This window comes from Propioniferax innocua (assembly GCF_006716235.1).
In the GTDB taxonomy this organism is placed as follows: Bacteria; Actinomycetota; Actinomycetes; order Propionibacteriales; family Propionibacteriaceae; genus Propioniferax; species Propioniferax innocua.
The window spans coordinates 196,084-220,139 of the sequence record NZ_VFOR01000001.1; the positions used below are offsets into that span (position 1 = coordinate 196,084).

A 24,056-nucleotide genomic window follows, 5' to 3' on the forward strand; every position below is an offset into this window, starting at 1 on the left:
GGTCGAGATACGGCAAGATGGGCACATGACTGAAACGCAGGGCCCGCACTCCTTCGGACGTGTGGATGATGATGGCACGGTCTATGTACGGACCGATGATGGTGAACGCAGCGTCGGGCAGGTTCCCGACGCCACAGCAGAGGAAGCGCTCGCGTTTTTCGTCCGCCGTTATGAATCCCTCGAAGTCGAGGTCGGTCTGTTGGAGACGCGCTTGAAAGCCGGCAACGTCTCTCCCGAAGAGACACGCAAGGCCGTCAAGCAACTGCGTGACTCGGTCAGCCAGGCCAATGCCGTGGGAGATCTTTCCGCTCTGCTGAAGCGCCTCGATGCTCTCTCACCTGTGATCGACGAGAAGGCCGAAGAGCGTCGCGCGCAGCGTGCCGCACAGAACCAGGAGACGCTCGCCGCCAAGGAAGCCATGGTGTCCGAGGCCGAGCGCATCTCGCAGGGTAACGACTGGCGCGGTGGTGTCAACCGATTCCGTCAGCTTCTGGAGCAGTGGAAGAAGCTTCCGCGCATCGACAAGAAGACCGATGACGAGCTGTGGCACCGTTTCTCGTCGGCACGCACCCACTACACCAAGCGACGCAAGCACCAGTTCGCCGAGCAGGCCAAGAAGCGTGAAGGCGCCAAGGTCATCAAGGAACGCATCATCGCCGAGGCCGAACCCCTCGCCGAGTCCACCGATTGGGGTGGAACATCGGCAGCCTTCCGCGACCTCATGCAGCAGTGGAAGGCCGCCGGACCCGCTCCACGTGAGGTCGACGAGAAACTGTGGCAGCGTTTCCGCGGTCTGCAGGACCAATTCTTCGATGCGCGCTCAAAGGCGCAGGCCGAACAGGATGAGGAGTTCCGCGGAAATCAGCAGGCCAAGGAGGCCTTGTTGGATGAAGCCGAGAAGACCGTCCTTCCCGTCACCGACGTGCAGACGTCCAAGGCCGCCTTTCGGGACTTCCTGGAGAAGTTCAACGAGATCGGCAAGGTCCCCCGGGATGCGATGCGCGCGATTGACGGCCGGGTGAAGGCCCTGGAAAAGGCCGTGCGACAGGCGGAGGACGACGAGTGGCGTCGCACCGACCCCGAAGCACGTAAGCGGGCCAGCGACACAGCGAGCAAGATCCAGAATCAGATCGATGAGCTCACCGTCAAGGCTGAGAAGGCCGAAGCCCGCGGTGACGCAAAGAAGGCCAAACAGCACCGCGACGCCATTGCCACCTACCAGTCCTGGCTGGTGCAGGCGGAGAAGGCCGTGGAGGATTTCTCCGCCTGACCCGGGCTCGCCGGGTCACTGCGTCACGCGATACACCTCGTAGATGCCCGGCACCTGCCGGATGGTGCGCAACAATGCGTCCAGATGGGTGGGGTCGGGCGTCTCGAAGGTGATCTTCGCCTTGAATATCCGGTCGCGTGATGTCGAGATCGTCGCCGACAGGATGTTCACGTGGAAATCCGCGACCGAGCGGGTGATCTCCGACAACAACCCATGTCGGTCCAAGCCCTCGATCTGCACGGCCACCAGGAATGAGCTCTCAGCCGTGGGTGCCCAGGACACATCGACCATGCGTTCGGGGTGAGCCATCAAGTTGGTCGCATTGGTGCAATCACGCCGGTGCACCGAGACACCTGCACCACGCGTCACGAACCCGATGATCTCATCCCCGGGCACAGGCGTGCAGCACTTGGCGAGTTTCACCCACAGGTCGGTGTCGCCGTGCACCGCGACACCCGGTTCGTTGACAGAGGTCAGTCGGGCCGTGGCGGAGGCGTCTTCAGAAGTGTGGTCGATGACTGCTTCAGGGCCGCCCTCGAACCCGATGAGACGCTGAACCACGGCCTGTGCGCTGACGCCGCCCTCCCCCACGGCGGCGTACAGACCGTCCACGCCGTGGACGCGGAAATGGTTGGCCAAAGCGGTCAGGTGCTCGACGGTGAGGAATTTCTGCACCCCGAGCCCGCTGCGTCGCAGCTGCTTGGCCAGAGCGTTCTTGCCGGCCTCGATCGCTTCTTCACGACGTTCCTTGGTGAAGTAATGCTTGATCTTGCTGCGAGCCCGTGGGCTGGCCACGAACTCGAGCCAGTCGCGGCTCGGCCCGGCACTTTCAGCCTTGGAGGTCAGGACGTCGACCATGTCGCCGTTGTTGAGCTTCGACTCGAGCGGCACAAGACGCCCATTGACCCTCGCTCCGATGCAGGAATGCCCCACTTCGGTGTGGATCGCGTAGGCGAAATCCACGGGGGTGGATCCCTCGGGGAGGCTCATCACATCGCCGCGAGGAGTGTAGACGTACACCTCACCGGTGTTGATCTCGAATCGGAGGGAATCGAGGAACTCGTCGGGGTCGCTGGTCTCCTTCTGCCATTCAGTCAGTGACCGCACCCAGTTCAGGCTGCTTCCGTCAGCGTTGACCGGCAGATTCGACGCAGGGCCCCCGCGCTGGGCCTCCTTGTACTTCCAGTGTGCGGCAACGCCGTATTCGGCACGCCGGTGCATCTCATGGGTGCGGATCTGCAACTCGACCGGCTTGCCCTGCGGCCCCAGCACAGTGGTGTGCAATGACTGGTACATGTTGAACTTGGGCATTGCGATGTAATCCTTGAACCGCCCCGGCAGAGGATTCCACCGCACATGCATCACACCCAGAGCCGCGTAGCAGTCTCGAGGGGTGTCCACAAGAATGCGCAACGCCACCAGATCGTAGATATCGGAGAAGTCGCGTCCACGTACCACCATCTTCTGGTAGATGGAGTAGTAGTGCTTGGGGCGTCCCTGTACCGTGGCGCGGATCTTCGCGGTCCTGAGGTCGGCCTCCACCTGCTCGGTCACATTGCGCAGGAAGGCCTCCCGTGAAGGAGCCCGGTCGGCGACCAGGTGCACGATCTCGTCGTAGACCTTCGGATGCAGGATGGCGAATGCAAGGTCCTCCAGCTCCCACTTCACCGCGTTCATGCCGAGGCGGTGCGCCAACGGGGCGAAGATGTTGATGGTCTCCTTCGCGATCCGCACCTGTTTGTCTGGACGCAGATAGTGCAGCGTCCGCATATTGTGCAAGCGGTCGGCGAGCTTGATGACCAGGACGCGGATGTCCTGACTCATTGCGATGACCATCTTGCGGATCGTCTCGGCCTGCGCGGCCGAGCCATACTGCACCTTGTCGAGCTTGGTGACGCCATCGACCATGGCCGCCACTTCATCACCGAAATCTGCCCCGAGCTGTTGGAGCGTGTAGCTCGTGTCCTCCACCGTGTCGTGCAGTAGCGCCGCACACAGCGTCGGCTCGGTCATACCGAGTTCTGCCAGGATCGTGGTCACCGCCAGAGGATGAGTGATGTACGGGTCGCCACTCTTGCGGGTCTGCCCCCGGTGATAGTGCTCGGCTGTGCGATAAGCACGTTCGATCAGTGCGGTGTCGGCCTTGGGGTGGTTGTGTCGCACGACTTTGAACAACGGCTCGAGCACAGCCATCTGCGGCTGACGGGAACCCAGCCGCGCCAGACGGTGCCGCATGGACAGGCGAGGCTGCTCAGGTCCAGTGGAGAATCTGTCGGGCAGCACACCGGAGGTCATGGCATTGGCCTGCTCAGCGGACTTCTCGTTCACACGCACCTCCTAGCCCCCATGAGCCGATGGATTCATGTGCGTCTCTGGCTCACATGAACACCACAACCGATCGCACCCCTGTGGCACCTGTTCGGCTCCATCGCGGATCTGCTCGGCATCAGTCAACTCTACCGTGGCTCTCGCCATGCATCCGTGAGGCATCGGGTGAGTGTGCACCCGTGAGGCACCCGGTGAGTGTGCACCCGTGAGGCACCCGGTGAATGCTCGTCAGTCGCGTTCGGAGCGCTCCTTTTCCGCACGTGCCTCCGACTTGCGGATCACCACCACATTGTCACCGGTCTGGAGAGTGTCGACGCTCTGGTCGTAGAAGCGGCGCATGGTCTTGTTGCGTACCACGGCCACGACACGTTCACCGCGGATGTCGGCCGGGCTGTTGCCCACCTCATTGGCGGTCACCTGACGCTCGGCCACCTCCAGCCCCACTCCGGAGGAAAGGATGTCCTCTATGGCCGCCCCGATGTTGGGGCTCACCGCTGACAGGCCCAGCAATCTGCCGACGGCGTCGGATGAGGTGACGACCGCATCGGCGCCGGACTGACGCAACAGGGACACGTTCTCGCCCTCACGTCCACCGACCACGATGTGGGCGCTTGGATTGAGCTGGCGTACCGTCAGCGTCACCAAGATCGCCGAGTCGTCACGGTCCAGGGTCACGATCACTTCGCGGGCTTTCGAGATCTCCGCACGACGCAGCACTTCGCGGCGTGTCGCATCGCCATGGATGGCCGCGACACCGGTGAGGTTCGCCTCGTCCACCGATGCCGGACGATTGTCGATGACGACCATCCGGTTGAGGTCATGCCCTTGCTGATGCAATGTGTTGACAGCGCTGCGCCCCTTGACGCCGTATCCCACGATGACCACATGGTTCCGCATCCGCTTCCTCCATCGTCGATCGATCAGAACTCGCCGGACCTCGTTCGAGAGGACCTCCAGCGTGGTGCCGACCAACAGCACCAGGAAGGCAATACGCATCGGCGTGATGACCAGCGCATTGATGAGCCGGGCCCCGGGGGTCACCGGGGTGATATCGCCATAACCTGTGGTGCTGGCCGTCACCGTGGCGTAGTAGAGAGCGTCGACGAAGGTGAGTCCGTCGCCACCGGAATCGGAGTAGGCATCACGGTCGAACCACACCAACAAGGTGATGACCAACAAGATGGCCAATCCGATGAGAGCCCGGACGAGCAGCTCCCGTCCGGGGCGTCGACCTCCGTGCGGCAGCGACACCACGGCTTCGGTGCCCGCTGACCGCTGAGTGAACTGCGGGATGAAATTCATGCGCGGATCGCAGTCCGTACGTCGATACCGCGCTCCTCCAACGCTGCACGGCCATCCAGAGCGGTGAGTTCCAAGAACAGCAAAGCGCCGGCGACGGAGGCGTCGGCGTCCTCAACCAGGTCTGCTGCGCCCATCAACGTCCCACCAGTGGCCAGGACATCATCGACGATCAGTACCCGTGCACCGGCCGGGATCTGGCCGGTGTGCACGGCCAACTCGTCCTCGCCATACTCCAGAGTCACAGGCCGACGCAGAACCGGGCCGGGGAGTTTCGCGGGCTTACGCATGGCGACGAAGCCACACCCCAGGGCCAGTGCGATGCTGGGCGCGAACCAGAAGCCACGTGACTCCACGCCAGCCACCATGTCGATGCCCTCGGGAGCCAACGTGACCATCGTGTCGATCGCATCCCGAAGGCCAGCGGGGTCGGCCAGAACAGGGGTCAGGTCCTTGAACACGACCCCCGGCGTGGGGAAATCGTGGATGTCGCGGATCAGAGATTCCACGTCGTCACCGCTTCCGTTTGCTGCGGGGCCGATGGCGCGGCTGCTTGCGCTGCTCCGTGTCGGTCGAGGCCGCGTCCTGGCGGTCCGTTGATGCGTCGTCGGCGGGCCCCTCATCCATGTCCTCGTCGGCGGTGGTCGGCGTCAGACGCAACGCCGTCCCTTCCTCATCGAATGCCACAGCGACCTTCTCACGCTTCTTGGCGTTCTCCGGCTTCGCGTCATCGTCGGATTCGATCGCAGTGACGTGAGAGCTCTCGTTCCTGCGCAGATCCACCAGCATGGGAGTTGCGAGGAACAGTGACGAGTAGGCACCGGCGATCATACCGATCAGGAGCACAAGCCCGAGATCCTTGAGCGGCCCGGGAAGCCCGATGAACAGCAGCGCCGCCACCGGAAGCACACCGGTGAGAGTGGTGTTGATCGAGCGGACGATCACCTGGTTGATCGAGAGATTCGCCCGCTCCGCGTACTCCGGAGATCCGGGAGCCAGATCCTTGGTGTTCTCCCTGACCTTGTCATAGACCACCACCGTGTCATACAGGGAGTAGCCGAGGATCGTGAGCAGCCCGATGACGCTGGCGGGAGTGACGGTGAAACCGATCAGGGCATACAACCCCACGGTGATGATCACGTCGTGGAAGAGCGCGAGGATGGCTGCCAGCGACATCTTCCAGTTGCGGAAGTAGATGGCGATGAGCAGTGCCACCAGAGCCAGGAACACCACCAGGGCGATGAGGGCCTGCTTGGCCACCTGACCACCCCAGGTGGGTCCGATGATGCTGTTCGCGACGTCCTTCGGGTTCGCCTGTACGGTTTCGGCGACCACGGCGCGGACCTTGGGAACCTCGGTCTCCTGATCCAGAGGACGCGTCTGCACCCGGACGGTGTCCTCGCCGATCGTGGTGATGGTGCTGTCCTCGAGGTCGGGTACACCGGAATTGCCGAGTGCCTCGCGGACCTCGTCGACAGTCTGCGCCGTCACCTTCGCCGGTGCTTGGAATTCGGCACCGCCACGGAACTCGATGCCAAGTTCCAGGCCGCGCAACAGCAGAGCCGCTGCGGCGACGATCAAAATGATCACTGACGCGATGTAGTACCCCTTGCGACGCCCGACGAAGTCGTAGGAGAACCGACCGGTCAGCAGGCGTCGCCCAAGCGACGTCTCCGAGTGCGTAGCCATCTCAGGCCTCCGTTCCAGCAGTACGACGACGGCGCGTCCGCCCACCCACGACGTTGACGCCCACGCGGCTCTTGCCGAGCCCCGAGAGGGTATGGCCGCGCCCGAAGAATTTCGTGCGCAACAGCAGCATCGTCACCGGATGGGTGAAGGCGAAGACGATGACGAGATCGACCAGCGTCGTCAATCCGAGGGTGAAGGCGAACCCCTGCACTCCCCCGACGGCCAGGACATAGAGCACCACGGCCGAGATCAGTGACACGGCGTCGGCGATCAGCAGCGTCGGATAAGCGGCCTTCCATCCACTCACGGCAGCCGAACGCACGGACCGGCCTTCGCGTATGTCATCACGTATGCGCTCGAAGTAGATGATGAACGAGTCTGCGGTGATGCCCACCGCGACGATCACACCGGCGATACCGGGAAGATTGAGGGCAAAACCCATCGACTCGCCCAGCAGTGTCATCAGCCCGTAGGTCAGCACACCGGCCAACACCAACGAGAGCATCATGATGACGCCCAGGCCGCGGTAATAGAACAACCCGTAGAGAAGAACCAGTGCGAGCCCGACCGCGCCGGCAATGAGGCCGGCACGTAGCTGCTCGCCGCCGAGGGTGGGTGACACGGTGTCGACCGACGAGACCTCGAACGCCAGCGGCAGGGCGCCATAGCGCAGGACGCTGGCGAGATCCTCCGCAGTGGCCTGGTTGAAATTGCCCTCGATCTGGGCCTGCCCACCGGGGATGGGTTCGCTGACCGAGGGAGCCGAGACGGTCTCACCGTCGAGAACGATCGCGAACTGATTCTGGGGCTCCTGCTTGGCAGCGAGTTCACCGGTCGCGCTCTGGAAGGCCTTGCCACCCTCCTCGTTGAACTGCAGCGTCACCACGTAGGAGACGCCACCTTGCGGGATGCCGCTGCTTGCATCGGTCACCTGATCGCCCTTGATGATCGCGGGTGTGAGCAAGTACTTGGTGGTGCCCTCCCTGTCGCAGGAGAACAACGGCTGGTCGCTGACATCCGGAGCCGGCATGTTGCACGTCCACCGTTGGAAGTCGGCGATATCCTGCTCGCTCGGCTCCCAGCCCAATGCCTCTGAAGGCGGAAGTCCTTCCCCCTCGGCGGTCGGTCGTGGGGCCGGCGGCGCCAACGGGAGCTCCGGTTGACGATTCGGGTCCTTGGCGCGCTCCTCATCGGTCTGTCCGGGGGTGCCTGCCTGTGAGTTCTCCACCGGCATGCCGACGTAGACACCGCGGAAGCGGAGCTCGGCGGTCTGGCCGACCATCTCGACAAGCTTGCCCTCATCGACATTGGGCACGCTGACGACGATCTGACGATCGCCCGAAATGGCGACCTCGGACTCGCCGACACCCATGCTGTCGACGCGTTTCTGGATGATGCCGCGGGCCTCTTCCAAAGCTTCACCCGCGGGCGCACCACCGCCGTCGGTGCTGGCGGTGAGGGTGACCGTGGTGCCACCACGCAGGTCGAGCCCCAGTTTGGGTGTCCAGGCGTCGGTGGCGAACATGCCACCGATCATCGCGCCAACGGCGATGAACAGGGCCATCAGAATGCGTACGGGATACTTGGACACAGATCAGGCCTTCGCGTCTTCGTCCGGATCAGAGGGGTTGGCATCAGCCTGTGTGCTCTCATGCGGGCCATCGGCTTCGGACGCCGTCTCATCCACGCGGCGCAGAACCGCCACCTGTGCGGCCTGGATACGCACTCCGTCGGCGATCTCGAGCTCGAGATCCTCGCCGTCCCGTGCCGTGACACGTGCGTAGACGCCGCTGATGAGCATGACCTGATCTCCGACTCCCACGCCGCTCTGCAGATCCTGTTGCTCGCGCTGACGATTCAACTGGGGTCGGTAGAAGAAGAAGTAGAACATGGCGAGGAGAAACGCCATGAACACCAAGGGCATCACCAGATCGGGCATGAACCTGCTATCTCAACGACGCGATTCCCACAAGGGCTGACTGCGGGAGTCTACATAGAACGAGCACGAATTCCCCAAGGCACGCGCCAACCTTGTGATCGGCCCCGTCTCTGCCCGGCGAATCGGCCACCACAGCGGTCGTCAGTCGGTGAGCCGGGGCTGCATGTTCGAAGGCATGTCGGGAGGCACCATCCCGATGTGGGCCCAACCGGCAGCGGTCGCCACACGCCCCCGGGGTGTGCGCTGGAGAAAACCGAGTCGGATGAGGAAGGGCTCGGCGACCTCCTCGATCGTCTCGGCCTCTTCCGCCACGGCCATGGCCAAGGTCGTGACACCGACCGGCCCACCCTCGAACTTGCCGCACAAAGCTTCCAACACACTGCGGTCGAGACGATCCAACCCCAGTTCATCCACTTCGTAGAGTGTCAAGGCTGCTCGCGCCACCGTGAGATCAACCGATCCGTCTCCGCGAACCTGGGCGTAGTCACGGACCCGGCGCAGCAACCGGTTCGCGATGCGGGGGGTGCCACGTGACCGGGAGGCGATCTCCGCGGCGGCGTCGGCATCGATCTGCAGACCGACCAGACCTGCGGAACGATGCACGATCCGCTCCAGCGCGGGCTGTTCGTAGTAATCGAGCTGCGCGGTGAAACCGAATCGGTCCCGGAGTGGCCCGGGCAGCAACCCGGCCCGCGTCGTGGCACCAACGAGCGTGAACCGAGGAATGTCCAGGGGGATGGCGGTGGCACCGGGCCCCTTCCCGACGACGATGTCGACACGGAAGTCCTCCATGGCGAGGTAGAGCATCTCCTCGGCCGGCCGGGACATCCGATGGATCTCGTCCAGGAAGAAGACCTCCCCCTCCACCAGACCCGAGAGGATCGCCGCCAGATCACCGGCATGTTGGATCGCCGGTCCGGAGGAGATGCGGATCGGCGCGCCCATCTCCTCCGCGATGATCATGGCCAGGGTCGTCTTCCCCAACCCGGGAGGGCCCGAGAGCAGCACATGGTCGGGCGGCGTGTCGCGATGCCGGGCCGCATCCAGCACGAGCCCGAGCTGATCGGCGACCCGGCTCTGCCCGGCGAAGTCAGCCAACTGCTTGGGTCGCAGGGCGGCCTCGGCCGCGCTCTCGCTCTGGTCCGCCCACGGGTCGAGCGCACCACCGGCGTGCGGCCGAGCCTGGGACTGCTTGTCATCTTCGGGCGTCATGTCGTCGATGGGAGCCAATCTGATCAGCGTTTCTTCGCGAAGGTCTGGAGAGCCGCGCGCATGAGCACGGCCACGTCGGTCTCGTCCTCGGCCATCGGCGCGATCGCATCACAGGCCGATTCGGCATCCTTGGCCGACCATCCCAGACCCTCCAAGCCCTCGGCCACCTGACGGCGCCACGCTCCTGCGTCCGATGGGCTGGTGGAGATGTCGTCTCGAACGGCGCCGAGGGCATGGACCTTGTCCTTGAGCTCGAGGATGATCTTCTGGGCCGTCTTGGACCCGATCCCGGGCGTCTGGGCCAGACGCTTGGGGTCCTCCCCCGCGATCGCTTCGACGAATCCGTCGGCGCCGAGGACGGCCATCATCGCCTGGGCGATGCGCGGCCCCACCCCCGATGCGCTCTGCGCCAGTTCGAAGCAGTCCCGTTCATCGGGGTTCGAGAACGCGTAGAGCGTCAGTGAATCCTCCCGCACCACCAATGAGGTGTGCAGTTCGGCGCGTTCGCCCAAGCGGACCGCGGCGGAGGTCTCGGGCGTGCACTCGGCCCGGACCCCCAGGCCGCCAAGATCGACCACCACGTGGGTTCCACCCGCTGCTGTCACCGTCCCGTGCAGATGCGCGATCATGTCGTGGTCCTTCCCCGGCTGGCCGGCTTTCTGATTCCAGTTCTTGCGTTCGTCGAGGCCGTGGCCTTCGCACGAGCCTGCGACACCGCACGACGCTGACGCTCGGCGATCTCCTGTGCCCGGGCCTCAAGGTCGGGACGCTGACGCCCACGAGCCGCCACGGCCTCGGTGATCCGGTTCTTCGTGGCGCCACGCCACAGGTGACAGATCGCAAGGGCAGCGGCGTCGGCCGCATCGGCGGGTCGCGGCGGGGCGTCCAACGACAGGATCCGCGTGACCATCGTGGTGATCTGGGCCTTGTCGGCACGACCCGACCCGGTGATCGCCGCCTTGATCTCGCTGGGGGTGTGTTCAGCGACCGGAATCCCACGTCGTGCTCCCACCATCATCGCGGTACCAGCCGCCTGCGCGGTCCCGATGACGGTGTTGAGGTTGTTCTGGGCGAAGACGCGCTCCACGGCCACCACATCGGGCAGCCATCGTTCCATCAGCGCGTCGAGCTCGGCCTCGATCGTCACCAGACGACGTGGGGTGTCAAGGTCGGCATCGGTGCGGACCACGCTCACGTGCAACAGCATCGGAGAGCGAGAGCCTTCGACCACGGCCACACCGCAACGCGTCAGACCGGGGTCGACGCCGAGTACCCGCATGCCCACTCCCTTCGGCCTGCCGCCACCTGGGGCATGGCCGGCATCGACCAGAACGTACGTTCGATCCCACCTTAGGCGCACCGAAGAATCCCGGCAGATGGACACGCCGGGGCCCGGTGCGCGCTACCTTGACACCTATGGGACGGATCGCATTGGTGCTCGGCTCGGGAGGTGCGCGGGGTTATGCGCACATCGGCGTCATCCAAGTGCTCGAAGAACGGGGGCACGAGGTGGCCGCCGTCTCGGGAGCATCCATGGGGGCCCTCATCGGAGGGCTCCACGTGGCCGGGAAACTGGGCGAATTCACCGGCTGGGCCCTCGGCCTCAAGCAATTCGACGTGCTCCGGATGATGGATCTCACGGTGCGAGAACCAGGGCTCGTGCGCGGCGACCGCATCACTCGCTACCTGAGCGGTCTGCTCGACGGGATCCAGATCGAGGACTCCCCCATTCCCTACACCGCGGTGGCGACCGACCTTGGTTCTCGCCGAGAGGTGTGGTTCCAGCAGGGTCCCATGGACGTGGCGATCCGTGCCTCCATCGCCATGCCGAGCTTCATCACCCCCGTGGTGGTGGGTGACCGTCTCCTCATCGACGGCGGTGTGGTCAATCCGCTACCCATCGAGCCCACCCTGTCGACGCCGGTCGATGCGACCGTCGCCGTCGAGCTCAACGGACCGAGCCGCGCTGACAGCCGGAACAAGGACATCGCAATCAGCACGCCTTACCACGCCAGCGCAGATGAAGTCGATCAGGAATCCACCGGACGCGACTGGCTGGAGCGTTTTCGCATGGGCGCGGTTGACCTGTTCGCCCAGACCGCCTGGGCACGTAAGAACGTCGATCCGGCCCGGAGCAACGACCTGTATCGGCTCGGCCCGGCTCCCAAGGGCCTCAGCTATCTCGATCTTGTCGCCCAGAGCGTGGACATGATGGGGTCGATGATCGCGCGCTATCGGTCGGCAAGCAATCCGCCGGACGTGGCCATCCAGATCCCGCACGACGCGGCACGTGTCTCGGAATTCCACCGCGCATCCGGCATGATCACGCTCGGACGCAAACTGGCAATCGAGGCCCTGGACCGAGCAGGGCTCTGAGGACCTCCCGGAGGAGGAACCGGATCAGTCGTCGTCCTCGGGCAACTGCGCGTTGTGGTAGATGTTCTGCACATCGTCGCAGTCCTCGAGCACATCGATGATCTGTTCGAGCTTGGCTCCGTCCGCAGCGTCCAGTGGCGTCTCGTAGTCGGCCACGAAGCGCACTTCGGCGACATCGTAATCGAGCCCGGCGGCCTGCACGGCCTTGCGGATCTCGACGACATCGTTCGGATCACACTCGATCACGAAACCATCACCGAGGTCGATGACATCCTCGGGGCCGGCTTCCAACGTCACCTCGAGCAGCTCGTCCTCGGTGACCGTGCGGCCGTCCTGCTCACGCGGCACCTCCACCACGCCCTTGCGCTGGTAGATGCGGGAGACCGATCCCGCGTCGGCCATGGTGCCGCCGTTACGAGTGACAGCCACGCGCACCTCGGAGGCCGATCGGTTCCGGTTGTCGGTCAGGCACTCGATGTAGATCGCGCTGCCGGCGGGGCCCATCGCCTCGTAGAACAGGGTCTCGTACTGTGCGCCGCCTTCCTCGGCGCCCGAACCGCGCTTCACTGCGCGATCGATGTTGTCGTTGGGCACCGAGTTCTTCTTGGCCTTCTGGATGGCGTCATACAGGGTCGGGTTGCCGGCCGGATCACCACCACCAAGACGCGCCGCGACCTCGACGTTCTTCACCAGCTTGGCGAAGAGCTTGCCTCGCTTGGCGTCGATGATCGCCTTCTTGTGCTTCGTGGTGGCCCACTTGGAATGTCCGGCCATGGTTCTCCCTCCAGAAGGAATCTGATGTCAACAGGAACGCATCGGGTCAGAGGCGTTCTGAAGCCTGTGCGATGGTCTCGCGCAACCCGAACTGAACGATCGTGTCCCTCGACTGGTACCCGACCGAACCATACAGACCCAAGCCTTCGGGTTCCTTGCGGAAGTCCACGCCGAGCCCGCCACCGACCAGTCCGGCGCGTCGGAAGGAGCCCAGCGACGCCTGCAACAACGCTCGCCCGATACCGCGTCCACGCCAGTCGGGCAGGACGCCGAGCCGGTCGGTCCAGCCCTCCGCCGCATCGGTCCCCCAGTCGAGCACCGAGCTCAGGGCATAGCCGACCATCGACCCGTCGTCGGTCATCGCAACCCACGACCATTCGGGACGCGCGGTCGAGACACTCAACGACTCCAGCCACTGCTCTGGATCGATGTGGCGCACTCCCGGCTCGGTGGCGAAGGCCGTGTTGTGGGTCGTGCGCACGGCGTCGGCCATCCACGGAAGGAAGGGGCAGATCGAGATGCCCTCCAGGTGGTTCGGCGTGGTCCGGCTGTCAGGATCGACGCTGTCGAAACGGCAGTGCCAGTCGATGAACCATCGTTGGGGTGTGAATCCGTTGTCGGTCAGCAGCGTCTTGCGTCGTTCATCTCGATCCTCACTGATGGAGAGGATCTCCAAGGCGTCCTGATCTGTGTCGGGATCCGAATCGGAGCAGGAGATCGCAATCTCACGCGCGCGGTCGATCTGCCACTCGATCATGGATTCACCGATGCGTTGGTGACGATAACCCGGGTGAACCTCACCGAGCAGCCGGAACTGCTTCGGGCCGCTGCTCCCGTCCTCGGCGTCCTGCCCGATCAGCCACGTCATGGCCACGGCGCTGTCGCCGCCGAATCCGATGAGCAGGTGTGAATCATCCCGTTCCGACGCATGATCCAAGATGTTCGCGATCTCAGCCGAAGAGACGGTCACCTCACGCTGGTCGATGTATTCGACCGCCTCGATGAGGTCAGTGAGCGTACGCAGATCGTCGCTGGTGGCGTCACGCCATTCCAGCGGCGTCACATCATCGAGTGCATGCGTCATCGTCTCTGCTCCCCATCCGCCCCGAGCACCGGACCGAGCAACCAGTTTAGGCGTACCGGTCAGGGGCGCTGTGATCCCGGGTCAGAGGAGATCCTTTCCTCACACCACCGCGTCAGCGCCAGATGGAGCGACGTCGGGACGACTTGTCCGCCCCGGGAGCCGAATTGCTCCAGATCCGACGCCACGTGGCGTGGTCTGGCTGCGGAGAATCAGTCTCGGGGGTGGTGAGGGCCTTCCACCACGATGTGGCCCCCTCGGCGAGGAGCGAAGCCACAGCGGCACGTGAACGGCTCGCGGCGGTGTCATAGGGCTCGATGGAGATCGGTGCTCCGAAGCGCACGTGGACCTCGTCGCCGTTGAACGACCCCTGCACTGCAGCGGGAGCGATCCGCACTCCGGCTCGATGGGCCAGTTCGGCGCCGAAGGGGTGGAAACCGCCAAGCTCGCCATCGGTGCTGATTTCGGACTCGGGAAAGAACAGCACCGTTCCGCCGCGCTGAAGCCAACGCACCAGACGACCGCCACCGATCCGTGGACGATCCACGTTCACCTCGGCCAGTGGCAGCCGCATCCACTGCTGAAAGTTGGGCCGACGAAGGACGACGAGCGTGTGTCGACGACGCTCGGCGGGAAGCGCCGCCAGAACACGGCCCGGGTCGGCGTCATCGGCCATATTGGCCACGATCACCAACGGACCGCGCCCGAGCAGGTGCTCTCCCAGCCCCGTTCCTTCGGCATGGAACTTTGCTCGTAGCGCGACCGGAGCGGTCGAATGAGGCATCACCGGCAGGCCTCGGATCGGCTTGGGGGCGTTCTTGGGTCCCTTCCAGCCACGGTGGCCGACAAGGCGTCGGATATCTGCCAGGGCCTGCTTCCACATGCTCTGCCGTCGCTGCCCACCACCGTGTGCCCACGTGGCCGGTTCGCGGCTCATGCCGAGACCCCGCCGGTGACGTCAGCGACCATTGAAGGCGGCGTGTGCATGTATGTGATGGAGGGCTGGCGTCCCACCGCATTGGATGCGATCTCCAAGGCATCGGCCAGCGTGGTGGCGGCCCGCATGCCCAGCCGCTCGGCGCTCGCGCGGTCGGCGCCCACCCAGATGATGTCGGCGCAGTGCTCACGAGCGGGCTGCATCGCGTTCCACAACCACAGCGGGTGTGCCCCGTGGAAGGCCCCCTGCGCGCGGTACAGGTGCGTGTACCAGGCGTCGGAGAGGAACTTCTGCTCGAACTCGTCACGGATCCGCTGCGGGTCAGAGGTCTCCTGCAACGTGGTGTTGAAGAAGTCCTCGCTGGCGGAGTGTCGACGCGAGTTGAACGCCTGCATCAGCGGGTGGAAACAGATCATGACGCCGCCGCGACGCACCACCGGCGTACCGGTGTGCTGGCCGAACGTGCGTCCGAGTACATCCCAGGCGGCGATGAGCGGATTCATGACCGAGTCATGGTTGTGCTCGGTGGTGCTTGCAGGACCGGCGATCATCACGTCAGCCTGGCCCTCGATCGGAACGATCTGCTGTTCGAGCAATCGCGCACGTGTCATCTCCGAGACCTTCGCAACCTCACCCCCCACCAGGGCGATGGCACCGTATGCGCCTGGGTTCCGCTCGAAGAACGCGCGACGGACTCGGTGGGGTGCCACGTTGAGTGCCTGACGCAGCGCCAGGAGACCGGCTCTGTCACCGAGGTTCCACTCCCATTCACGCTTGCCGAGGAATGCGAGACGTTCGGGGTACAGCGACTGATCCAGCGCCACTTCGATCTGCAGTACCGACAGCTTGTCGGACAGAACTTCCTCCACCTGGGAGGTGACCTTCCCGGAGGTGTCGGAGAGCTGCGCCCAGACCGTCTCCGTGGCGGTTGCGCCGGTGGCGATCTGGTTCCACCCGACATGACCGGGCTCGGTGCCGATGACCACGTTGACCACCAAGTCTGCCTTGGCCAGGCGACTGTTGATGCGCACCGACACCCCGTCATCGGTGGCGCCGATCTCGGTGAGATTGGAGTCGTCGGTGGCGTCGTGGGTGTCCAGGAGACCTTCATCGTGGAAGGAACGGAAGACACGTTCGCCCACGAGAGCGCGCAAGGCTTCGGTGTCGGGGCGTGCATGCAGGCCATTTGCGGCGAGCAGGGAGACCTCTTTCACCCCTGCCTCGGCAAGACGTCCGACAACAGCCTCGAGGATGCGGATCCGCAGATCGACGCCTCCCATCGGCGGGGCTGGACGATGCGCAGAGGTGAAGACGATGGCGACCCGCTCCGCCCCCGCCACGCGGTCGGTGAGCGGCGCGCTGTCGAGCGGGGCGTCGACGGCAGCGGAGATGGCCTCATCCACGTCGGGGAGGGCCGGCAGCGATTCCGCCGGGTAGGCGACGCGTGTGCCGACCGGCAGCTTCTCCAGCCGACACCCCGCGCCTTGAGGAATCAGCAGCGCAGGTGTTCGCTTGTCCACATCGAGCACGAATCCCGGGCGGGCCATCTCAGTTCTCCTTCGTCCGCGGCAGGGTCCAACGTGGCATCTGGGGGCTCGCCTCCCAGTCGACGACGGACCACTTGTAGGCATGTGTGGCACGCAACAGGCCACGATCGGGGTTGACGGCGACGGGATGCCCCACCACCGAGAGCATGGGCAGATCCACATGGGAATCGCCGTACGCATAGGACGCGCTGAGGTCCACACCGTGCACCTCGGCGTAATGCCGGAGCCACGCAGGGCGGGACTCCCCCACCATCGGTGGGCTCGACAGGAAACCGGTGCACCGACCGTCCTCGTCGGTGAGCAGCTCTGCGGCCACGATCTCGTCGAACAGTGGCGCGAGCGGTCGCGTCAGCGGACGGATCGCACCGGTCATCAGGATCGTCCGATGACCGGCCTCGCGATGCGCCCGGATCCGACGGATGGCATCAGAGCTGACGCGCTCGAGGATGTGCGGGGTGATCTCCTCGTCGATCACGCGTTCCAGCTCGGCGAGGTCGGCGCCGGCATAACGCCGGTAGAACGCCCGCAGGAAGGTGCCGCGCTCGGTGTGCTCGGCACGCAGGTACTCCGGCAGCTTGCCGATGATCGAGCCGAGTTCGCGCAGGCGTCCTCGCCCATTCAGCTCCGGAAGTCGCGTCCACAGATATGTCTCGACCACATTGCCCGACATGACCGTGCCATCCAGGTCGAACACCGCGACCACAGTCGAGGGGTCGGCAGTGTTCTCGGACGGATCGCGGAAGGTCGGCGGGGCCTGCGCTTTGCGTCGGTCATTGCGACGTACCGGTTCGGTGATGCTCGGGCAGTGGATCTCGACGATGTATTCGTACCAATCCACTTCCGATGTGTCGAAGGCGAATGCGGCCACATCGTCGGGATGCAGTGAGCGGTGCAGCGCCAAGGTGTGGTCGTCCACGAAGTGCAGCTCCGAGCGCAGATACTCCATGTAGATCTTGAAGTAGCGACGCAGGAAATCGAGCTTCTTGCGACTCTTGTCGACCTCGGAGACGATCTGCCGGGTTCTTCTGCCACGTGGAGCGAAGGCGAGGAGCCGATCGGCGCCTCGCGAGGCCACCTCGGAGGTTGCCAGCAATCGTTCGACACGGGCCCACCCGGGGAAGTCCCACACCGGGAGCGACACGGCTCCCGAGCCGGGTTTCTCGAAGGGATGTTCGGCGAAGTAGCCGCGCACCAATTCGTACAGCCGGCGGAACGTCAGCGGGTTCCTGGAGCCGGAGGCCACGTGGTAGAATTCCGGGTCCCCCACCTCCGGTTCGGTGGCGCAGACCGCGAGGATGGCGTTCACCACATGGTCACAGGGCACGATGTCGATCACCGAATCCGGTGACGCCGGGAACTCCGGAAGGTTGCCCTTGCCGTAGGCGAGGATGATCGGCTCGGCCATCTTGAAGCCCTCGATCCAGCCTGGATGCGGGTACCTCAGCGACGATTCGACGATGGCCGGACGCACGATCGACACGCGCATGTCCCGGCCGAGGTCGGCCACGATGTTCTCGCCCATCGTCTTGGCGAAGGTGTAGACATCGGTCCAGCCGAGGGAGCGGGCGCGTTCGGTCCCGGCCTCGATGAGCTTGTCGGCCACCCACTCCTGACGCAGCTTCTCGGTGTGCTCGGCCGTGGTGAGGTAGCCGGCCTTGCCGTGATCGCGTTCGGAGCGGCGACGCAGTTCGGCGAGTTTCGCCGGGGTCCGTGAATCGGCCTCGATACGCCGGGCCATCGTCTCGGCGGCCTCGGCCTCCACGTTGTAGTCGACGTCATTGGCGTGAGCGTTCTCGAGGATGTGTCCGCGCCTGCGACCGGCGGTATAGGCGGTGGAGATGTGGACGTAATGCGGAACCCTCTCGAGATTCCCCTCGGCATCCGAGCAGGACTCACGCAGTCGAGTCATCAACGCGCGGGTACCGACCACGTTGGTCTGAAATGCACGATCGATGGGCGGATCGAAGGAGACATCCCCGGCACAGTGCACCAGAACGTCCATATCGCGCGGAAGCTTCGGAACGTTGGGCAGGTCACCTTCGATCACCTGGACACGATCCTCCAGGAGTGCCTCGACACCGCCGGCGGCATTCCTGACCTCGTCGAAGATGGGCTTCTCGAGCAGTGAGCGGACGCGATCGGTGGCGCTACGTGGCCCCTTGGGGCGCACCAGGACCCCGGCGGTGGTACCGGGGAGATCGGTCAAGATCTTCCACAGGAGTTGTTCACCGATGAAGCCGGTGACGCCGGTCATCACGATTTTCTTGCCGGAGAGGAGATCCTCCAGGCGTGACCCGTTGAGCACCTGTCCCTCAGCCATGGAGCTCTCCCTGGGCCACCTCGAGGGCCTCGGTGAGCTCGAACTTGCCCACATACAGCGCGGTGCCGATGATCGCTCCCTCGATACCGATGGGGACCAGCCCGCGAAGACGTCGGATGTCCTCCAGCGACGACACGCCGCCCGACGCGACGACGGGGCGCTCGGTGCGGGCACAGATCGCCCCGAGCAGCTCGTAGTTGGGGCCGGTCAGCATGCCGTCGGATGCGACGTCGGTCACCACGTAGCGGGCGCAGCCTGCAGCATCGAGACGCTCGAGGGTCTCGAAGACATTGCCACCCTCACGCGTCCAACCGCGTGCAGCGAGTTTGTCGCCCTTGACGTCGAGGCCGATGGCGATGCGATCACCGTGCTCGGCGATGATCTTCTCGCACCACTTGGGATCCTCCAGCGCTGCGGTGCCGATGTTGACACGCGTGGCACCTGCGGCGAGAGCGCGTTCCAAGCTCTCGTCGTCACGGATGCCGCCGGAAAGCTCGATGTTGATCCCCACCGAGCTGGCGACATCATTGATCACCTCGGTGTTGGTGCCACGGCGAAAAGCAGCATCCAGATCCACCAGATGAATCCATTCGGCGCCGGCGTCCTGCCACCGACGTGCGGCGGCCACGGGGTCACCGAAGGTCTTCTCCGTCCCGGCAACACCCTGTACGAGTTGGACGGCCTGACCGCCCGCGACATCCACGGCTGGCAAGAGGGTCAACGCATTCACTCGCCAGACACTACCGGACGACAGCGAAACCGGCCTCTCGGGAAGACGACTCGGCAACGGCGTCCTGAGGGTTCTTGTTGATTCCAGCCACGAAGCCCCGCGCCGAGGCATCGTCGGTGACGAACCACTCATCTGCGACATCGATTGCGGTGACCTCGATGCCGGTCCCGGCGAGTACCAACGGCAGGGTGTGCACCACCGTGGACGGGAACGAGAGGATGTGCCGACCGATCGGGCCACGGCAGGCATGCCACTCCATCGGCAGCTCGGGGCGTACGATCTCCACGCCCATCTCGGCGATGGCTGCGACCTTCGCAGCGGCCTCCGCGCGGTGCGGCAGATAGCGTCCGACGCCGTACTCGGCCACGAGTCGCTGCACCCCTGCCAGATACCTCTCCTCTTGGACCACGCCGGTCTCGACGAGGGATGAGCCCATCAGATCCACGGTGTCCAGAATCTCCGGTGGGCCGAAGTGCTCGCGCGTCCACGCATAGGTGCAACGGCGGGCCGGTGGACGCTCACCGGTCAGGGGCATCGCACTGAACAACTCCACATGCGGCGATCGACGCCCGAGCCATGGCGCCACGCGTGGCGCCAACAACCGCGCGGCCCGTGGCTGCTCGGTGAGATGCCACCGCTGCAATCGACCACCAAAGGCCCATTGCTCGGCGTAGCGGAGCGTCGCGGTGCCATCATCGACCACCACGATCCGAGGGGCACGCGAACGCATCGCCAAAAGCATCTGGATGATGCCGGAGTAAGGGTCACCGATCACCAGAGTCGATGCCGCCTGAACACGAGCCGCCGTGCGGGCGAGGTCAACGGTCCGGGTCGGCAAAGGCCCTCGGACTTCGGCCCAGCAGTGGTCGAAGCCTGCACCAGTGCAGATCTCGGCCACTCGATGCATCTGGAAGCGGGTACGCGCCGGTTCTGGCCCGAGCGTCACCAGGCGCACATCCGCATCGGATGCTGCTGCCCATTCAGCGGCATTGATCAGTTGCGCCGGGGACTCCACCAAGGCCAACGCGTCATTCATGGTGGGCATGTTACGTGGCCCCAGCCAGTAGGCTGCTCGGCATGGCGTCCCGCGACCGGCTCACCGTATTCGTCCTTTTCCACAACCTTGGTGGTTCCAACCCCCTTGCCCGGGAATGCCTGGCGAGTCTTGCCCACTCGGTCGACGATCGCATCCGTTTCGAACTGATCGATGACGGCTCCACCGATGACACCCCACAGCTCCTGGCCGAGGCCGCCCGGCGTCTTCCGGGGGCGAGCGTCCACACCCATGCGAGTGCTCGCGGTGCCTCCGCCGCGCGCAACGGGGCCCTCACCCGGGTGGAGACCACGTGGTTCACCTTCCTCGACGGTGACGACTGGGTGCGCCGTGGGTACTACCCCGCGCTCCTCGATGAGGCCGAACGAACAGGTGTTCCGTGGTTGCGAGTGGACCACATCGCCACCACCGGAAAGGAACGGCTCGTCACACGTATCCCCAGCGGTGCACGCGGACGCGTGATCGCTCCGCGTGAGGAGATCCTTCCCGGTCACCGCACCACGCCGGTGGACTTCGCCCATTCCTGGGGTGGGTTGTATCACCGTTGCCTGGCCGATGAACAGATCTGGTGGTTCCCGCCCCAGCTGCGGACCGCCGAGGACCGCCCCGGAATCTGGAACCTCCATCTCTCGGTCGATGCGTACGCGATCTCCGAGGTCTGTGGGCTCCATTATCGACGCGGCATCCCCACCTCCCTGACGATGGTGCGGGACGAACGCCAGCTGGACATCATCGAATCCATGCGCCTCATGGGTGAAGTGGTCGCACGGCACGATGACACCGAACGATTCGCCCCCAAGGTGGTACGCACGTGGGCGGGCCTGCTTGCCTTCCACTATCTCAACCGGCACCGTCTCAGCCCTGCGTTGCGCCGTCGTTTCATGGTCGACGCCGATGCTCTCCTGGCCACCGCACCACAAGAACTCCTCGCCGAGGTGCTGACGGTGATGCCCGAGAGCCGACGTCAGTCGGTGCAGTCACTCAGGCGTCAGGCCGCCGCCCTGCGGGCCACAGGCATGCGTCCGACCCCCACTCCACCGTCGGTGGCATGGGGCTCCACCACCGGTCTGGAGAACGTCGATCAGGTACGGATCGATGGCTGAGCGGCTCGGTGTCATCATCCCCATACACAACGGGGAACAGCACCTCCCCCAGCTCCTGCGGGGACTCTCCCGGGCCGTCGATGATCGCACCGACGTCGTGATCGTGGATGACGGCAGTACCGATGCCACCGCCCGGATTCTCGATCAGGCCGAGGTCGACTTCTCTCTCGACGTGGTCAGGCATCGGCAGCCCCGAGGTGTCTCCGCGGCACGCAATACCGGGCTCCGGCAGACGCGTTCGACCTATCTGACCTTCCTCGACTCCGACGACACCTTCGACCAGCATCATCTGCGCACATTGCGTGATGTGCTGGATGCCACCGGCGTCGACATGGTGCGCACCGACCATCTCGAGGTCCGCGGCAAGGAACGCACCGTGCGCCGTGTGCCCGACAGCCACCGTGGTGGGCGTGTCGGGGATCCGCGTGAGGCCATCTGCCCCGCGTTCGTGCGCACTGCGGTGGATCACCCCAATGTGTGGGCAGGGGCATTCCATCGTCGGCTTCTGGACCGTGGTGTGGGGTGGATGCGCGAAGACCTGCGCACCGCTGAGGACCGTGTGTGGACCTGGGACATGTTCCTTCATGCGCACACCTTCACCATCTCCCCGCGAATCGGCGTCCACTATCGGCGTGACGTCGGTGGATCGCTCTCCCGTGTGGCCGACGAGCGTCAGCTCGATTTCATCAGGGCCCTCGACGCGATCATCGATCTCCTCGCCGTGGATCCCGACGGCGAGCGTTTCCTGCCGAAGGCCATCCAACGATCCTGCGAACTGCTCCTGCATCACCTGAGCAACACTCGCCTTCCCGGGCCACTCCAACGCACTTTCCAGGCGATGGCTGCAGAACACTTCCGCTCCCTGCCCGCCGAACCTCGTGACCGGGTCATCGCGGGGTTGCTTCCCGACCGTCGGGCCCGCATCGAACGGGTGATCGCATGACCCACTCGACCAGACCTTCTTCGTCCTCGCGCCCCTCGATTCAGCAGGAGTCCCCCATGCCTCTCGACGCCAGCCAGCACTCCTCCAGCACGGAGCATGTGCAGATCTTCGAAGCCTCGACCCTCTACGGGCTCGCCTGTCTGCACGCGGGCATCATCCATGGGACGTTCGACCGGGAAGGGCCCGCCCTGCGGCGGATCCTGCTCACCAGCAACAACGCGGCGGTTCCCGAGACCACTGCGGAGATGAGCGAGAATCCCGATTTTGAACGTCTGACGGCGGTGTTCGATGAGGTGGTCTCGTTCAACGAGACCCTCGCACCTCTCCACCCGGGGCATTGGCGGCCGACGCCCGAGGAGGCACCGGTCTGGGAGCGTGCCTTTCGTGCCCTGTGGGGGTTGGGCAACGCTCCCGTGGAGCTGATCATGGAGTCGATTCAGGTACCACCGGCCTGGTCGTTGGGGTGGGTCTTCTCCCAGGCCCCGATCACCGTTTATGCCGACGGGCTCATGTCGTATGGCCCCACCCGCATCAAGCTGGACGCCGAGGTCGGTTCCCGGATCGAACGTGTGGTCACGCTCCCGCTCATCCCAGGACTCGAGCCCCTGCTGCTGAACGAGTTCGGTGTGGACCATGAAGAATTCCCCGTGGACACCTGCCGTGAGGTCCTCTCCGGGCTCGGTGCCGATGTTCCACTCGAGGTGCCCGAGGATCGTCCGGTGACGGTGCTGCTCGGGCAGTATCTCTCACCACTGGGGCTGATAAGCGCCGAGGATGAAGCGCGGTTGCATGCCGACATGGCTCAGCACGCCATCGATTTGGGGGCCCGCACACTGGTGTTCAAACCGCATCCCACCGCTCCGAGTGAACTCACCGGCCCTCTGCTGGAACGCGCAGCCCATCTGGGCGTCGAGGTCCATGTCTGCACCGCGCCGGTCCTGGCCGAGACCCTGTTCGCGCGGCTCGACGTGGAGCGTGTTGTCGGCTGCTTCTCGACGGGGCTGTTGACCGCCTCGACGCTCTTCTCCATTCCGGCTGCTCGCGTCGGTACCGGAGAACTCATGACACGGCTGAAACCACTGGCCAACAGCAACCGCATTCCCCTGTTGCTGGTCGACGCCCTTGTGCCGGGGCCGGACAACCTCGAGCCGACAAGCATCGAACGCACAGCTGACCTGTTGGTGACGCTGGGCCATGTCATGCAGCCCGAGGTGTTGGTGCATCGCCGCCCTGAGGCGGTGCGTGTTCTGGCCGGCGAACTCACCGACCGCGAACGTGCTCTGTTCCCGCCCGCCCGATTGGCCGAACTCGCACTACCCGGGGGAACGCACACATTGCGGACCCGTGCCCTGCCGATCGTCCGCCGAGTGGCGCGACGCGTCTACGCGACCGAACGTCGACTGGAGCAGCGTCTCGGCAGCAATATCCGACCGTCCTGATGCGACGGGCAGGTC

At 64.8% G+C, this 24,056-nt stretch carries 21 protein-coding genes; 5 read left to right on the forward strand and 16 right to left on the reverse strand.

What is annotated here, in order from left to right; genetic code table 11:
* Nucleotides 1-25: 25 nt before the first annotated feature.
* Nucleotides 26-1,270 (forward strand): DUF349 domain-containing protein, encoded by a 1,245-nt coding sequence (locus FB460_RS00925; RefSeq protein WP_142092267.1) that lies wholly within the window; start codon nt 26-28, stop codon nt 1,268-1,270.
* Between the two features lie 15 nt (nt 1,271-1,285).
* On the opposite strand, the gene FB460_RS00930 is transcribed toward FB460_RS00925, so the two are convergent.
* The 9 genes from FB460_RS00930 to ruvC form a co-directional block, all read right to left on the reverse strand.
* On the reverse strand, nt 1,286-3,565 hold the full coding sequence (locus FB460_RS00930) for a RelA/SpoT family protein (protein WP_142093275.1): 2,280 nt from the start codon (nt 3,563-3,565) through the stop codon (nt 1,286-1,288).
* Between the two features lie 261 nt (nt 3,566-3,826).
* Entirely contained in the window at nt 3,827-4,900 is a 1,074-nt protein-coding gene (locus FB460_RS00935; RefSeq protein WP_142092268.1) for a potassium channel family protein, read from the reverse strand.
* Nucleotides 4,897-5,406 carry an adenine phosphoribosyltransferase gene (locus FB460_RS00940; protein ID WP_246044189.1) on the reverse strand — a complete coding sequence of 170 codons (510 nt, stop codon included), beginning with the start codon at nt 5,404-5,406 and terminating at the stop codon, nt 4,897-4,899. Before FB460_RS00940 ends, FB460_RS00935 begins: the two co-directional genes overlap by 4 nt.
* Nucleotides 5,407-5,410: 4 nt before the next feature.
* Nucleotides 5,411-6,586: a protein translocase subunit SecF gene (gene secF, locus FB460_RS00945; RefSeq protein WP_142092270.1), complete on the reverse strand. Its 1,176-nt coding sequence runs from the start codon at nt 6,584-6,586 to the stop codon at nt 5,411-5,413.
* 1 nt (nt 6,587) lies between these two features.
* Entirely contained in the window at nt 6,588-8,150 is a 1,563-nt protein-coding gene (gene secD, locus FB460_RS00950) for a protein translocase subunit SecD (protein ID WP_142093276.1), read from the reverse strand.
* 30 nt (nt 8,151-8,180) lie between these two features.
* The gene (gene yajC / locus FB460_RS00955; RefSeq protein ID WP_142092271.1) at nt 8,181-8,525 is read right to left on the reverse strand and encodes a preprotein translocase subunit YajC; all 345 of its coding nucleotides are present in this window, start codon (nt 8,523-8,525) and stop codon (nt 8,181-8,183) included.
* A gap of 141 nt (nt 8,526-8,666) precedes the next feature.
* On the reverse strand, nt 8,667-9,737 hold the full coding sequence (gene ruvB, locus FB460_RS00960; protein WP_142092272.1) for a Holliday junction branch migration DNA helicase RuvB: 1,071 nt from the start codon (nt 9,735-9,737) through the stop codon (nt 8,667-8,669).
* Nucleotides 9,738-9,760: 23 nt separating this feature from the next.
* The gene (gene ruvA / locus FB460_RS00965; protein WP_142092273.1) at nt 9,761-10,366 is read right to left on the reverse strand and encodes a Holliday junction branch migration protein RuvA; all 606 of its coding nucleotides are present in this window, start codon (nt 10,364-10,366) and stop codon (nt 9,761-9,763) included.
* Nucleotides 10,363-11,016 carry a crossover junction endodeoxyribonuclease RuvC gene (ruvC, locus tag FB460_RS00970; protein ID WP_142092274.1) on the reverse strand — a complete coding sequence of 218 codons (654 nt, stop codon included), beginning with the start codon at nt 11,014-11,016 and terminating at the stop codon, nt 10,363-10,365. Before ruvC ends, ruvA begins: the two co-directional genes overlap by 4 nt.
* 137 nt (nt 11,017-11,153) lie before the next feature.
* On the opposite strand from ruvC, the gene FB460_RS00975 reads away from it, so the two are divergent.
* Nucleotides 11,154-12,113 carry a patatin-like phospholipase family protein gene (locus tag FB460_RS00975; protein ID WP_211345777.1) on the forward strand — a complete coding sequence of 320 codons (960 nt, stop codon included), beginning with the start codon at nt 11,154-11,156 and terminating at the stop codon, nt 12,111-12,113.
* Between the two features lie 24 nt (nt 12,114-12,137).
* On the opposite strand, the gene FB460_RS00980 is transcribed toward FB460_RS00975, so the two are convergent.
* The 7 genes from FB460_RS00980 to FB460_RS01010 form a co-directional block, all read right to left on the reverse strand.
* Nucleotides 12,138-12,887 carry a YebC/PmpR family DNA-binding transcriptional regulator gene (locus FB460_RS00980; RefSeq protein WP_142092276.1) on the reverse strand — a complete coding sequence of 250 codons (750 nt, stop codon included), beginning with the start codon at nt 12,885-12,887 and terminating at the stop codon, nt 12,138-12,140.
* A 46-nt stretch (nt 12,888-12,933) separates the two neighbouring features.
* Nucleotides 12,934-13,971: a GNAT family N-acetyltransferase gene (locus FB460_RS00985; RefSeq protein WP_142092277.1), complete on the reverse strand. Its 1,038-nt coding sequence runs from the start codon at nt 13,969-13,971 to the stop codon at nt 12,934-12,936.
* A gap of 112 nt (nt 13,972-14,083) precedes the next feature.
* Nucleotides 14,084-14,905: a lysophospholipid acyltransferase family protein gene (locus tag FB460_RS00990; RefSeq protein ID WP_142092278.1), complete on the reverse strand. Its 822-nt coding sequence runs from the start codon at nt 14,903-14,905 to the stop codon at nt 14,084-14,086.
* Nucleotides 14,902-16,452, reverse strand: coding sequence for a lactate racemase domain-containing protein (locus tag FB460_RS00995; RefSeq protein ID WP_170209891.1), 1,551 nt, complete (start codon nt 16,450-16,452; stop codon nt 14,902-14,904). The genes FB460_RS00990 and FB460_RS00995 overlap by 4 nt, the downstream gene beginning before the upstream one ends.
* A 1-nt stretch (nt 16,453) precedes the next feature.
* On the reverse strand, nt 16,454-18,772 hold the full coding sequence (locus FB460_RS01000) for an HAD-IB family hydrolase (protein ID WP_142092280.1): 2,319 nt from the start codon (nt 18,770-18,772) through the stop codon (nt 16,454-16,456).
* On the reverse strand, nt 18,765-19,502 hold the full coding sequence (priA, locus tag FB460_RS01005) for a bifunctional 1-(5-phosphoribosyl)-5-((5-phosphoribosylamino)methylideneamino)imidazole-4-carboxamide isomerase/phosphoribosylanthranilate isomerase PriA (RefSeq protein WP_246044191.1): 738 nt from the start codon (nt 19,500-19,502) through the stop codon (nt 18,765-18,767). Before priA ends, FB460_RS01000 begins: the two co-directional genes overlap by 8 nt.
* Nucleotides 19,503-19,512: 10 nt before the next feature.
* Nucleotides 19,513-20,538 (reverse strand): hypothetical protein, encoded by a 1,026-nt coding sequence (locus FB460_RS01010; RefSeq protein WP_211345778.1) that lies wholly within the window; start codon nt 20,536-20,538, stop codon nt 19,513-19,515.
* A gap of 41 nt (nt 20,539-20,579) precedes the next feature.
* On the opposite strand from FB460_RS01010, the gene FB460_RS01015 reads away from it, so the two are divergent.
* Genes FB460_RS01015 through FB460_RS01025 form a run of 3 tightly spaced genes read left to right on the forward strand, consistent with a single transcriptional unit; the run spans nt 20,580 to nt 24,041 of the window.
* The gene (locus tag FB460_RS01015; RefSeq protein ID WP_142092282.1) at nt 20,580-21,659 is read left to right on the forward strand and encodes a glycosyltransferase family 2 protein; all 1,080 of its coding nucleotides are present in this window, start codon (nt 20,580-20,582) and stop codon (nt 21,657-21,659) included.
* Complete coding sequence (locus FB460_RS01020; protein WP_142092283.1) at nt 21,652-22,602, forward strand: glycosyltransferase family 2 protein; 951 nt, start codon at nt 21,652-21,654, stop codon at nt 22,600-22,602. Before FB460_RS01015 ends, FB460_RS01020 begins: the two co-directional genes overlap by 8 nt.
* A 56-nt stretch (nt 22,603-22,658) precedes the next feature.
* On the forward strand, nt 22,659-24,041 hold the full coding sequence (locus FB460_RS01025) for a polysialyltransferase family glycosyltransferase (protein WP_142092284.1): 1,383 nt from the start codon (nt 22,659-22,661) through the stop codon (nt 24,039-24,041).
* Nucleotides 24,042-24,056: the final 15 nt, after the last annotated feature.

Bases quoted from the DNA above. Each gene is read 5' to 3' on its own strand.
- FB460_RS00925 (WP_142092267.1), top strand. From the start codon at position 26: ATGACTGAAACGCAGGGCCCGCACTCCTTCGGACGTGTGGATGATGAT.
- FB460_RS00930 (WP_142093275.1), bottom strand. From the start codon at position 3,565: ATGACCTCCGGTGTGCTGCCCGACAGATTCTCCACTGGACCTGAGCAG.
- FB460_RS00935 (WP_142092268.1), bottom strand. From the start codon at position 4,900: ATGAATTTCATCCCGCAGTTCACTCAGCGGTCAGCGGGCACCGAAGCC.
- secF (WP_142092270.1), bottom strand. From the start codon at position 6,586: ATGGCTACGCACTCGGAGACGTCGCTTGGGCGACGCCTGCTGACCGGT.
- secD (WP_142093276.1), bottom strand. From the start codon at position 8,150: ATGGCCCTGTTCATCGCCGTTGGCGCGATGATCGGTGGCATGTTCGCC.
- yajC (WP_142092271.1), bottom strand. From the start codon at position 8,525: ATGCCCGATCTGGTGATGCCCTTGGTGTTCATGGCGTTTCTCCTCGCC.
- ruvB (WP_142092272.1), bottom strand. From the start codon at position 9,737: ATGACGCCCGAAGATGACAAGCAGTCCCAGGCTCGGCCGCACGCCGGT.
- ruvA (WP_142092273.1), bottom strand. From the start codon at position 10,366: ATGATCGCGCATCTGCACGGGACGGTGACAGCAGCGGGTGGAACCCAC.
- ruvC (WP_142092274.1), bottom strand. From the start codon at position 11,016: ATGCGGGTACTCGGCGTCGACCCCGGTCTGACGCGTTGCGGTGTGGCC.
- FB460_RS00975 (WP_211345777.1), top strand. From the start codon at position 11,154: ATGGGACGGATCGCATTGGTGCTCGGCTCGGGAGGTGCGCGGGGTTAT.
- FB460_RS00980 (WP_142092276.1), bottom strand. From the start codon at position 12,887: ATGGCCGGACATTCCAAGTGGGCCACCACGAAGCACAAGAAGGCGATC.
- FB460_RS00985 (WP_142092277.1), bottom strand. From the start codon at position 13,971: ATGACGCATGCACTCGATGATGTGACGCCGCTGGAATGGCGTGACGCC.
- FB460_RS00990 (WP_142092278.1), bottom strand. From the start codon at position 14,905: ATGAGCCGCGAACCGGCCACGTGGGCACACGGTGGTGGGCAGCGACGG.
- FB460_RS00995 (WP_170209891.1), bottom strand. From the start codon at position 16,452: ATGGCCCGCCCGGGATTCGTGCTCGATGTGGACAAGCGAACACCTGCG.
- FB460_RS01000 (WP_142092280.1), bottom strand. From the start codon at position 18,772: ATGGCTGAGGGACAGGTGCTCAACGGGTCACGCCTGGAGGATCTCCTC.
- FB460_RS01010 (WP_211345778.1), bottom strand. From the start codon at position 20,538: ATGAATGACGCGTTGGCCTTGGTGGAGTCCCCGGCGCAACTGATCAAT.
- FB460_RS01015 (WP_142092282.1), top strand. From the start codon at position 20,580: ATGGCGTCCCGCGACCGGCTCACCGTATTCGTCCTTTTCCACAACCTT.
- FB460_RS01020 (WP_142092283.1), top strand. From the start codon at position 21,652: ATGGCTGAGCGGCTCGGTGTCATCATCCCCATACACAACGGGGAACAG.
- FB460_RS01025 (WP_142092284.1), top strand. From the start codon at position 22,659: ATGCCTCTCGACGCCAGCCAGCACTCCTCCAGCACGGAGCATGTGCAG.